Source organism: Candidatus Cryosericum odellii, from assembly GCF_003570935.1.
In the GTDB taxonomy this organism is placed as follows: domain Bacteria; phylum Caldisericota; class Caldisericia; order Cryosericales; family Cryosericaceae; genus Cryosericum; species Cryosericum odellii.
Window position 1 is genome coordinate 7,200 of sequence record NZ_QXIU01000150.1, and the last position, 665, is coordinate 7,864.

The window sequence follows — 665 nt, forward strand, 5'->3', positions numbered from 1 at the left end:
ACTTTCCACATCGCCTGGATTGCCTCGCCAAGAGACTTCAACTCTTGCGATGTACCGCTCACAATGGCGAATGCCGGGAAGCCCTTGCCATTCGGATAGCCGGCCTGAGCAAGCAGTGCCTTCGCCGTGGCAATGTCGTTGTCCTTGTAATATGAGCCGCCCACAGTGCGGAAGTCCTTGCTGCTGGTGGCGTCAGGCATGCCGCTGGCGACAAAGCCAAGAGCAGGAATTTCTCCGCCTCTCGTGACGGACTTAGTGATCTGCTGACGATTGATTGCGAGCGTCAAAGCCTTGCGAACGCGGACGTCGCTGAATGGTTTCTTGGTCGTGTTAAACAGCATGTAGCGCGTCGCGAGGAACGGCTCCGCCGTGGCGTCGCCGGAGGCAACCAATTTACTCGCCTCGGAGAGAGGCACGGACACGGCAGAATCAAGCTGACCACTCTGGTACATGGACAGAGCCGTCGCTGCGTCTTCGACCATGTAGTAGGTGATCTTCGTGAGTTTGACCTTATCCCTGTCCCAGTACGTTGGGTTCTTGACAAAGGTCATCTTGTCATTGTGTGACCACTGCGTGAGCTTGAATGGCCCATCGGTCACATATGTCTTGACATCGGAGGCCCACTTGTCATTCGTGCTGACAACAGCCTTGCAGACCGGCATCAG

The 665-nt window shown here is 56.1% G+C and carries 1 protein-coding gene; it reads right to left on the reverse strand.

Annotation, left to right across the window (positions count from 1 at the left end):
* The coding region (locus SMC5_RS06275) for an ABC transporter substrate-binding protein (protein WP_243625008.1) at positions 1 to 665 on the reverse strand (665 nt) is incomplete at both ends.